The 10,193-nt window shown below is 70.5% G+C and carries 9 protein-coding genes; 5 read left to right on the forward strand and 4 right to left on the reverse strand.

All coding sequences use genetic code 11. From position 1 onward, the window contains the following. A partial coding sequence (locus tag E1258_RS25705; protein WP_207919713.1) for a cellulose binding domain-containing protein occupies positions 1-341 on the forward strand: 341 nt, incomplete at its 5' end. Positions 342-462: 121 nt separating this feature from the next. Here the strand turns inward: E1258_RS25705 and E1258_RS25710 are convergent. From E1258_RS25710 to E1258_RS25725, 4 genes are read right to left on the reverse strand one after another with little or no spacing between them, the layout of a single operon-like run. Beyond that, positions 463-1,488, reverse strand: a complete 1,026-nt coding sequence (locus E1258_RS25710) for a LacI family DNA-binding transcriptional regulator (protein WP_132405642.1) — start codon at positions 1,486-1,488, stop codon at positions 463-465. 55 nt (positions 1,489-1,543) lie between these two features. Beyond that, positions 1,544-2,383, reverse strand: coding sequence for a carbohydrate ABC transporter permease (locus E1258_RS25715; RefSeq protein WP_007071585.1), 840 nt, complete (start codon positions 2,381-2,383; stop codon positions 1,544-1,546). Further along, a complete protein-coding gene (locus E1258_RS25720) occupies positions 2,380-3,372 on the reverse strand; it encodes a carbohydrate ABC transporter permease (protein WP_132405644.1) in 993 nt (330 codons plus the stop codon). The genes E1258_RS25715 and E1258_RS25720 overlap by 4 nt, the downstream gene beginning before the upstream one ends. A gap of 46 nt (positions 3,373-3,418) precedes the next feature. Further along, positions 3,419-4,714: an ABC transporter substrate-binding protein gene (locus E1258_RS25725; RefSeq protein ID WP_132405646.1), complete on the reverse strand. Its 1,296-nt coding sequence runs from the start codon at positions 4,712-4,714 to the stop codon at positions 3,419-3,421. Between the two features lie 249 nt (positions 4,715-4,963). Here E1258_RS25725 and E1258_RS25730 point away from each other — a divergent pair, with 249 nt between their 5' ends. From E1258_RS25730 to E1258_RS25745, 4 genes are all read left to right on the forward strand, one after another. Continuing rightward, positions 4,964-6,589, forward strand: coding sequence for a glycoside hydrolase family 43 protein (locus tag E1258_RS25730; RefSeq protein WP_132405652.1), 1,626 nt, complete (start codon positions 4,964-4,966; stop codon positions 6,587-6,589). A gap of 146 nt (positions 6,590-6,735) precedes the next feature. After that, on the forward strand, positions 6,736-7,929 hold the full coding sequence (locus E1258_RS25735; protein WP_132405654.1) for an endo-1,4-beta-xylanase: 1,194 nt from the start codon (positions 6,736-6,738) through the stop codon (positions 7,927-7,929). An 86-nt stretch (positions 7,930-8,015) separates the two neighbouring features. Beyond that, positions 8,016-8,648, forward strand: coding sequence for a polysaccharide deacetylase family protein (locus E1258_RS25740; RefSeq protein ID WP_132405656.1), 633 nt, complete (start codon positions 8,016-8,018; stop codon positions 8,646-8,648). A gap of 1,125 nt (positions 8,649-9,773) precedes the next feature. Next, on the forward strand, positions 9,774-10,193 hold a 420-nt coding region (locus tag E1258_RS25745; protein ID WP_207919714.1), incomplete at its 3' end, for a hypothetical protein.

The following is a 10,193-nucleotide window of genomic DNA, read 5'->3' on the forward strand; positions in this document are numbered from 1 at the left end:
CGACCACCCCGGCCCCGACCACGCCCCCGGCCGGGCAGGCGTGCGGCGTCACGTACGCGCAGGTCGGCTCCTGGTCCGGCGGGTACGAGGGCAAGCTGACCATCTCCAACACCGGCGGCACCGCCATCAACGGCTGGCGGGTGACCTTCACACTGCCCCCCGGGCAGACCGTGTCGCAGGGCTGGAGCGCGACGTTCGCCCAGCAGGGCAGCCAGGTGACCGTGACGAACGCCGCCTACAACGGGCAGCTTCCGCCCGGAGCCTCGACCACGGCCGGTTTCATCGGCTCCAGCACCGGCAGCAACCAGGCGCCCAGCGACATCACCTGCGCGTCCTCCTGAGGCCGCCGCGTCCCGGAAGGTCCCTCACCCGCGACGACGCTCCCCATGCCGTCGCCTGACCGGCGACGCTGACCGGGGGCCGGGCCATCGGCCCGCCCCCGGTCACCGCGTACGCGACGGCTCAGCGCGCGCCGGACGGCGGCCCGGCGCTGTCGCGGACGACGAGTTCGGTGGCGAGTTCGACGCGGGGGCTCTCGATCTTCTCGCCCCGGGCGAGTCGCAACACGGTACGCGCGGCCAGCATGCCCATCTCGGCCAAGGGCTGACGGACGGTGGTCAGCGGCGGAGAGCACCACCGCACCTCGGGCAGGTCGTCGAAGCCCACCACGCTGACGTCGTCGGGCACCCGCAGGCCACGCTTGCGGACCGCCTCGTAGACGCCGAGCGCCATCTGGTCGCTGGAGGCGAAGATCGCGGTCGGCGGGTCGGGCAGCGCCAACATCTGCACGCCGGCGGCGTAGCCGGACTCGTGGTAGAAGTTGCCCGGCCGGATGAGGGCATCGTCGACCGCGACGCCGACGCCGTCGAGCGCGGCCCGGTAGCCGTCCAGGCGGGCCCGGCTGCACATCAGCTGCGGCGGCCCGGCGATGAAGCCGATGCGGCGGTGACCGAGGCTGAGCAGGTACTGGTTGGCCTCCAGGCTGCCCGCCCAGTTGGTGGTGCCGATCGTGGGCGCCTCCTGCGGGGCCACCCCGGCGGGATCGACGATGACCACGGGCAGGTTGAGCCGGCGCAGCTCGGCCTGCAACGGCGGCGCCACCATCGAGGTCACGAAGATGACCCCCTCGGTGGAGCGGGTACGCATGTTGTCGAGCCACTGCTTGGCCGAGGACGTGCGCTGGTGGATGGCCGAAACGACGGTGCCGGCGCCGTTGCTGTGGGCGACGTCCTCCACCCCGCGGATGATCTCCACGGCCCAGGGGCTGTCAAGGTCGTTGAAGACGAGGTCGATCAGGGCGGAGCTGGGGCGCCTGCTCGCCAGGCGGCGACGGTAGCCGTGCCGGGTGAGCAGTTCCTCGACGCGCTCCCGGGTCTGGGGGGCGACGTCGGTGCGGCCGTTGATGACCCGGGAGACCGTGGGCACGGAGACGCCGGCCAGACGCGCGATCATCGCGATGGTGACGTTTCGGCTGGTGTCGGAGCCCACGGTCCTCCCTTTCGTCTTGCCTACGGTCGCAGAAGGCTATCGCAGGAACTGTGGGTCACCCCTTGACGCTGCCCGCCAGGCCACCGACGAGCTGGCGTTCGGCCACGGCGTAGAAGGCGAGGGCCGGCACCATGGACAGCACCACGTAGGCGAGCACCCGGGCGGTGTCGTCGGAGTACTGGCCCTGGAACGCCTGGACCCCGACGGGCAGGGTCCACCAGCTCTGGTCGGTGAACACGACCAGCGGGAGCATGAAGTTGTTCCAGCTGGTCACGAGGGCCAGCACGGAGACGGTGGCCAGCGCGGGGCGGGCCATGGGCAGCAGGATCCGCCAGAAGAACCCGAACGGCCCGCACCCGTCGAGAATCGCGGCCTCCTCGACCTCGCCGGGGATGGTGCGGAAGAACTGGCGCAGGATGATGATGGTGATCGGCAGCCCGAAGGCGGCCTGGGGCAGGATCACCCCGAGGGGGTTGTCCAGCAGCCCCATGCCACGCAGCAGCACGAACAGCGGCAGGATGGCCACCGCGAACGGGAACATCAGCCCGATGCTGAACAGGGTGAACAGCAGCTCCCGGCCCCGGAACGCGAAGCGCGCGAAGACGAACGCGGCCATCGCCGCCGCGGCGACCATGATGAACGTGCCGGTGACGGCGATGAGGACGCTGTTGCCGAGCTGCCGCCAGAACACCTCGGAGGCGAGGATGCCGGTGTAGTTCTCCGGTGCCCACGGGTCGGGCCAGCCGAGGGGGTTGGTGGAAAGCTGCCCGTTGTCCTTGAATCCGCCGAGCACCCCGAACCAGACCGGTACGACGATGAGCGTGCCGACGGCGATGCAGACGAGGTGCAGCACGAGGCGGCGGGCCCGCAGGGCGCGGTTCGCCGTGCTGGTCATCGGTGGTCTCCCTGGTTGGTGAGCGCGCCCTCGGTGTCGCGGCGCATGACGACGCGCTGGTAGATGAGGGCGAAGACGAGACTCAGCAGGAACATGACGATACTGATCGCGCTGGCGTAGCCGACCTCGAAGCGGCGGAAACCGAACTGGAACATCGTCACGGCCATGGTCTCCGAGGCGTGGATGGGGCCGCCGCCGGTGAGCACCCACACCATGTCGAACAGCTGGATGGTGCCGATGACCGACAGGAAGATGCTGATCCGGATCGTCGGCCCGAGCAGGGGCAGGGTGACGTGCCGGAACGCCTGCCAGGAGCCGGCGCCGTCGGTGGTGGCGGCCTCGTGCAGCTCCCGGGGGATGCCCTGCCTGGCGGCCAGGAAGAGCATCATGTACAGGCCGAAGTACTTCCAGGACACGATCATGAACACCGCGAACAGCACAGTGTCCGGGTCGGCGAAGATCGTGCCGGCGTCGGCGCCCAGCCACTGGGCGATCGTGTCGCCCAGCCCCCGGTTCGGCGAGAACACCAGGTTGAACAGGACGGCCGTGGTGACCTCGGAGAGCACGTACGGGGCGAAGAAGACCAGCCGGTAGATGCTGCGGCCCTTCAGTGGCTGGTTGAGCAGCATGGCTAGGCCCAGCGCGACGGGTAGCTGGATGGTCAGCGACAGCACGACCAGCACGAGCGCGCGCCACAGGTCGCCGCGGAAGGTCGGGTCGCCGAAGGCGCGGGTGTAGTTGTCCAGCCCGATGAAGTTCTCCGGCAGGCCGAAGCCGTTCCACTTGTACAGGCTGGCGTAGCTGGCCACCGCGATGGGGGCGATGACCAGCAGCAGAAACAGCGCCAGGGCCGGGGTCAGGAAGACGGCGAGGGTGCCGCGGCGGCCCCGCCGGGGCCGGCGACCGCGCCGTTGCGCGGTGCCCAGCCCCGGTGGGGCGGTCGCCGGGTCGCCGCGCCTCGCGTCCGGCACGGTCGATGGCCTGGTCATGCCTGCTCCACTCATTTCTCGCAGCGGGCTACGGGTTGGGCCACGGCTACTGGCTCTTCGCCACCGAGGTGATGTCCTTGACGATCTGCGCGGACGTCTTGTTGCCGGCGATCAGTTCGGCGACGCTGTCGTTGACCTGCTGGCCGACGGCGGGCGGGTACGCCTGGTCGAGGTAGAGCTGGAAGCCGGTGGCGCTGGCCAGGGCCTGCGCGACGGTCTTGTTGTTGACATCGGCGATGGCGTCGGTGGCTTCCTTGACCGTCGGCAGCACCGCGCCGGTCTTGGCGGCCCTGCGCTGGTTGTCGGCGGTGAGCAGGGCCTTGAGGAAGTCGAGGGTCGCGGCGGGCGCGTCCTTGCCGACGGCGAAGCCGTTGCCGCCACCGAACACCTCGGAGGCCGACCCCTTGCCGCCGTCGACGGCCGGGAACGGGAAGAAGCCGAGCTTGTCGCCGATGCCCTTCTTGCTGGTGGAGCTGGACGACTGCACCGCCGGGGCCCACTGCCCCATCAGCTCCAACGCGGCGCCGCCGTTGCCCATGGTGGCGGCCTGGCCGTCCGGGGAGCCGTACTCGGCGCCGAGGAAGCCCTTCTGGAACGGCTGAAGGTCGACCAGTTCCTTGAGGCGGTCGCCTGCGGCCACGAAGTCGGGGGTGTCGAAGTTCTTGTCCTTGGCGGCCTGCTGGAGGGCGCCGAGCCCGCCGATCCGCATGGACAGGTAGGCCCAGTAGAAGTGGGCGGGCCACTTCTCCTTGCCGGCCAGCGCGATCGGGACGATCCCGGCGGCCTTGAGCTTGCGGACCGTGTCGAGCAGCCCGGCCCAGGTGGTGGGCGGCTCGGTGATCTGGGCCTTGGCGAAGAGGTCCTTGTTGTACCAGAAACCGACCATGCCGATGTCGAACGGCACACCGTAGATCTTGCCGTCGATGGTGTAGGGCTCCAGGGACAGGGGCAGCAGGTTCCCGATCCACGACTGCACGTCGTCGGTGATGTCCTTGACCAGGCCGGCCTCCGCCTGCTGCCGGAGCACCCCGCCGCCCCAGGACTGGAAGAGGTCGGGCGGGGATCCGGCCTGGGTGGCGGTGGTCAGCTTGGACTTGAAGGCCTCGTTCTCCAGCGGCTGGATCTCGACGGTGACGTTGGGGTGCGCGGTCTTGTACTCCTGGGCCATCGCCGCCCAGACCGGCAGCATCGGCTCGGCGTTCTGGATGTGCCACCAGTCGATGGTCTGCGGACCGTCCGGGTCGGCGGAGTCGCCGTCGCCGCTACAGGCGCTGAGCAGGTAGGCGCCGGCGCCGGCGCCGACGAGGCCGAGCAGCGTTCTACGGGAGAAATGCGCTGACATGGTCCATCCCTTCGGGGACTCGCAAGGTGCTCGGATGCTGATCGAGCCGGCAGGACTCGACGTGTATTTCCGGAAGTTCCGATGCTTCGCCGGTATTACCGATCGATGGCGGGCACGCTACGACGAAGCTTCTACCCGGGTCAAGAGGTCTGTCTTATCGCGACGCGAACAGCTACCGTGGTCGGCACTCACTGATAATCCGGGCTGAGCGTCCGGAAGTTTGCCGAAAGCCGCACCAGAGGAGTCGACGTGTCGACCGAGACCGCTGACGTGGCGACCGCTGCCCGGTCGATCCGCAACCCCGTCCTCCCCGGGTTCCACCCGGACCCGTCGATCCTGCGGGTCGACGACGACTACTACCTGGCCACCTCGACCTTCGAGTGGTATCCGGGGGTCCGCGTACACCACTCCCGCGACCTCGTGCACTGGCGCCCGCTCGGCGGGATCATCACCGAGCGGCGGTTGCTCGACCTGCGCGGCTGTGGCGACTCCAACGGGGTGTGGGCACCCGACCTGAGCTGGCACGACGGGGAGTTCTTCCTCGTCTACAGCGATGTGGCCAGCTTCGCCAGCGGCTACTGGGACCCGCAGAACTACCTGGTCACCGCGCCCGACATCGCCGGCCCCTGGTCGGACCCGGTGAAGCTGCACGGGCGCGGCTTCGACGCGTCGCTGTTCCACGACGACGACGGCAGCGCCTGGCTGCTGAGCATGTGCGCGGACTGGCGGCCCGGCCGGGACCGCTTCGCCGGCATCGAGATCCAGCGCTACGACCGGGCCGAGCGCCGCCTCGTCGGCCGCCCCCGGCTGCTGTTCACCGGCACCTCGGCCGGGCTCACCGAGGGCCCGCACCTGTACCGCCACGACGGCTGGTACTGGCTGATCACCGCCGAGGGGGGTACCAGCTGGGAGCACCAGGTCACCGTGGCCCGCTCGCGCGAACTGCTGGGGCCGTACGAAGTGGATCCCGCAGGGCCGCTGCTGACCTCTGTGGGCCGGCCCGAACTGCCGCTACAGAAGGCCGGCCACGGCAGCCTGGTGGCCACCCCGCACGGCGACTGGTACCTGGCGCACCTGGTCGGCCGCCCCTACACCCCGTTGGGCAACTGCGTGCTGGGGCGGGAAACCGCCATCCAGCGGGTCGAGTGGCCGCGCGGCGGCTGGCCGAGCATTCCCGGCGGCGTACCGGCGGACGAGGTGGCCGCGCCCGGCCTGCCCGCGCACCCGTGGCCGGCCGAGCCCGCCACCGACCACTTCGACAGCGCGGAGCTGGGCCCGTCCTGGTCGACGCTGCGCCGGCCCGCCACCGCCGACTGGGTCGACCTGCGCAGCCGCCCGTCACACCTGCGCATCCACGGCGGGCAGTCGCCGGTGGGCAGGCAGGCGCCCAGCCTGGTCGCGCGCCGCGTCGGTGCCACGCACTGCTCCCTGGAGGCCGTGGTCGAGTTCGACCCAACCGACCACCGCCAGTTGGCCGGGGTCACCGCCTACTACAACACCCTCAACTGGCACCACCTCTACCTCACCCGTGCCGACGACGGCCGGCGGGTGCTGGAGCTGCTCAGCTCCGACAGCGGACGGCGCACCCCGTACCCCGAACTCACCGTCGACGCACCCGGCACCGGCCGGGTCGGCCTGCGGGCCGTGTTCGACGGGCCCGTCGTGCGCTTCTGGTACGACCTCGGCGACGGCTGGCGACGGCTTCCGGTGGACCTGAACGCGACCATCCTGTCCGACGAGCACGCCGCGCTGATCATCGACGGGGAGCCGGCGGCGTGGGGCTTCACCGGGTCCCTGCTCGGGCTGTGGGTGCAGGACCTCGGCGGCGACGGCGGCTACGCCGACTTCGACCTGGCCACCTACCGGGAGCACTGACCGGCCCACGTCGGCGGCGAGCAGGGATCCGGCGTTTCGCCGGTCGGACCGGGTCGTCCGGTGCGCTCGTCAGCTCCAGTCATTTCGGAAGTTTGCTGGAAACTATCGGTCGCCCTCTACCACGGGGCGCACGGAAAGGAACCGCGATGATGCTCAGACGGTGGATCGCCGCCGGCGCGGTCGCCATCGCCACCGCCGGCCTGTTGAACGCCGTGCCGGCCGCGGCGGAACGCCCGTACGACCCGTCCAACCAGAGCCTGCGCGCCCTCGGCCTACGCCACGGGCTGCACATCGGCACCGCGGTCGACATGGCCGCCCTCGACGACCCGGCCGATCCCCGGTACCGGGAGATCGTCCGCGAGGAGTTCTCCACGGTCACCGCGGAGAACGTCATGAAGTGGGAGGCGCTGGAGCCCACCCGTGGCACGTACGACTGGGGGCCCGCCGACAAGCTCGTCGCCACCGCGCAGCGCAACGGCCAGCGGTTGCGTGGGCACGTGCTGGTCTGGCACAGCCAGCTGCCGAAGTGGCTGACCACGGGGGTCACCGACGGCTCCATCAGCACCGCGGAGCTGCGCGAGATCCTGCGGGAGCACATCACCGCCGTGGTCAGCCGCTACCGGGGCAAGATCTGGCAGTGGGACGTGGTCAACGAGGCCGTCAGCGACCCCTGGGACACCCCGCCGACCCTGCACTACAAGGGCTTCTGGGCCGAACACCTCGGCCCGGGCTACATCGCGGACGCGTTCCGCTGGGCGCGGGCCGCCGACCCGAAGGCCCTGCTGTTCTACAACGACTACAACATCGAGGCGTTCGGCTCCGGCGACCCGGCCAACGACAAGACGCAGTTCGTCCACGACATGGTCAAGGGCCTGCTGGCCGACGGCGTGCCGATCGACGGCGTCGGCAGCCAGGGTCACCTGGGCACCCAGTACGGCAACTTCGACACGATCCAGGTCGCCGACGCACTGCACCGGTTCGCGCGGCTGGGGCTGGCCACCGCGTTCACCGAGGTCGACGTACGCAGCCGGCTGACCGACGGGGTGCAGGCCGGCGACCCCGAGGAGATCAACCCGCGCCTACAGGCGTCGGCGGCGAACTTCCACGTGCTGCTGCAGGCCTGCCTGGCCGAGCCTCGCTGCCTGTCGTTCACCGTCTGGGGCTTCACCGACCGGCACTCCTGGGTGCCCGACACGTTCAACGACCCGCCGCAGGGCCTGGCCACCATCTACGACGAGGACTACCAGCCCAAGCGCGCGTACCAGCTGCTGAAGGCCGACCTCATCTACGCCGGGCCGCCGTACGTCCGCCCGCGCGCCACCCCGAGGCCGCGCCAGTAGGGCCCGTCCCGCAGGTTCCCGCAACGGAACGCGCCGGCACCGCGCACGGAACGTAGGACAGAACCTGACCGTACGGAGGAGGCCCGATGCCACCTGCCCCCGCACCCCGCCCCGGGACGAGCGCCGACATCGTCGACACGGCCCGCGGCGGGGGCCGGGCGGTCAGCCTCACCTTCGACGACGGGCCGAACCCCGCCGACACGTTGCGCCTGCTCGACGTCCTGCGCCGGCACCGGATCGCGGCCGTGTTCTGCCTGTGGGGCGAGCACGTCGACGCGCACCCCTACGTGGTTCGCCGAATCGTGGCCGACGGGCACACCCTGGGCAACCACAGCATGCGCCACGAGAACATGAGTTCCTGGCCGCCCGAACGGATCGAGGCGGACCTGCGGGAGGCCGACGCGGCCATCCGTCGGGCCGCGCCGGGGGCGCGGGTCCCGTACTTCCGCGCCCCCTACGGCGCCTGGGGGCAGACCCCCGCCGTGGCCGCCGCCCTGGGCATGCAGCCGCTCGGCTGGCGGCTGGCTCTCGGCGACTGGGATCCGCCGGGCACCGACGAACTCGTCCGCCGCCTGCGCTACGGGGTCACCCCGGGTGCCGTGGTGCTGATGCACGACGGCGGCGGCGACCGCAGCCAGACCGTCGACGCGGTCGAGCGAGTCGTGCCCCTGCTGACCGCGGAGCACTGGCGGTTCACCCTGCCACGGCACCGCGCCTGACCGCCCCGGCAGGTGGGCCTCAAGGCCCGGCGAGGACCGTCTTGCCGATCATCGAGCCGGCCTCGACCGATCCCCCAGTCGTCGACCGCCCACGGCCGCTCGACGAGGTCCCTTCCAGGCTGACGGACAGCACGGCCAGCCAGGCGCCCGCCCTCGCCGCCGGCGGGATCGGAGTCCTTCCTGAACCAGCGGCGGCCCGCCCTGCCCCTCGAGCACGGCCAGGCGCGCGAGGGCAGCATTCCGGACGGTTCACCGGTATTCACCGCGCGTTCACGCCGCGCCGATGTACGTCTTTTCACCTCGCCTTTCACCTCGCTTTTCGGCGCCGCCGGGCGACCGGCCGGCACCTACGCGAATCTCCCTCGGCACACGGGGGCCGGCGTCGGCGATCCCGGAAAGCGATGACGGATTTCTGACAGCACCCGGGCGAAGGTGCAGCCCAACAGGCCGCGGCCCGGACGGCCTCGAAATGCGGCGCAACAGTCGAATCGCCTACCGGTGGAAGACGGTGACCCCCGCCGACAACCGCGTGGGACGGCACTCCCGCCGACAACAGCGCGGGGCAACACTCCTGCCGGCGCGATTCGCAGGCTACTGAAGCAATTTCCGCACCCTCGACCGCCTCGCCCCCCGACGAGCACCCCTTGCGGCGCAACGGGATCCGAGGAGCCGAGTCGGCGCAGTCGCGACCCACCCGGAGCGACTCGAATCCGCCCAGGTGTGCGCTTTTTCGTTGGATGGGGAGGATTTCGGCGTCTTGAGTGGAACGAACAATCCGCCCTCGGAACTTCGTCAGTGAAGGCACCGGTTCCGCCGGAACCGAACCGGACAAAGCCCACCGATAAGCCGGGTGTAACCTTGTTGCAATATGAGTGTGGTCAAGTCGATCACATGACGATACCCGTTCCGAGAAAAACGATTCGGAGTGCGGGCCGGGCACTCCTTTTGACGTCCGGTCTGATCGCGCTGGTCCTTCCTCTGGCGGCGGCTCCTGTCGATGCTCAGGGCCCGACTGCTGCGGCCGTCACGATGCCCGAGTGCGCATGGGGGTCAAAGTACGGGGTAACGGGCGCAAATGCCTACTGGCCCGACAGTGCCGCCACCTACTGGTCGACCGTCTACCCCGTGACGGAGGATCTGGAGATCACCATCTCCGGGGTCTTCCCGGACGCCCGCTACGCGTCCTTCACCGTCTACGACGACAAGCCCACCTGGTTCAGCCGCAACGGTGCCAAATCCAGCCTGCCCGACCACCTCATCGTCCCGGACGCAGGCAGCGTCAACCCGTGGCAGACCGTCAGGGCTCCGGGCGGCCGGTTCACCCTCACGCTCAGCCCCGACGTGGCCGCCGGGCAGCCCAACCGGTTGCCGCTGTCCCGGGAGGACGCCGTGCCCGGGGCGAAGGCCTCGGTGATCTTCCGGGTCTACCTGCCCACCGGCGGTGACTCGACGGTGGTCCTGCCGACTGTGACCCTTACCCAGGGCGGCGTGTCGAAGACGCTGCCGACCTGTCCCCCCGCTCCTCCGCCGACCCCGTCCCCGACC

Source organism: Micromonospora sp. KC207 (assembly GCF_004348615.1).
In the GTDB taxonomy this organism is placed as follows: Bacteria; Actinomycetota; Actinomycetes; order Mycobacteriales; family Micromonosporaceae; genus Micromonospora.